The sequence below is a fragment of the Pseudoalteromonas luteoviolacea H33-S genome, assembly GCF_001625695.1.
GTDB classification, from domain to species: Bacteria; Pseudomonadota; Gammaproteobacteria; order Enterobacterales; family Alteromonadaceae; genus Pseudoalteromonas; species Pseudoalteromonas luteoviolacea_B.
Genome location: NZ_AUXY01000115.1, coordinates 1 through 309, shown reverse-complemented (window position 1 = coordinate 309; position 309 = coordinate 1). Strand labels below are relative to the sequence as shown.

1 protein-coding gene is annotated in these 309 nt (G+C 44.7%); it reads right to left on the bottom strand.

Annotated features, from left to right (window positions below):
* Positions 1-309 (bottom strand): transposase (locus tag N477_RS22355; RefSeq protein ID WP_196760681.1); only part of this gene is annotated, 309 nt, incomplete at both ends.

Below are 309 nucleotides of genomic sequence, written 5' to 3'. Positions count from 1 at the left end.
GCTTGCTGGCTCGGTGTTTTCGGGTATGCCATTCGCCATTACCATAAACTTTTAGGCCAGTGCTATCGACAACAATATCAATAAATCCCTGCGTGGTTGGCTTGGTTCGATATTGAACATCTAGTGTCTTTCCTCGCTTGCACAAACAGCTGTAACCAGGGGAGTGAATAGGTGCATCCATTAAATTGAGGAGTGAATTAACGAACCCTTCAAGTGCTCGAAGTGGCAAATTAAAGACAGACCGAAGTGTCAGGCAAGTTTCAATTGCCAAGTCAGTATATTTATTTGAACGACCACGCCCACCGTGTT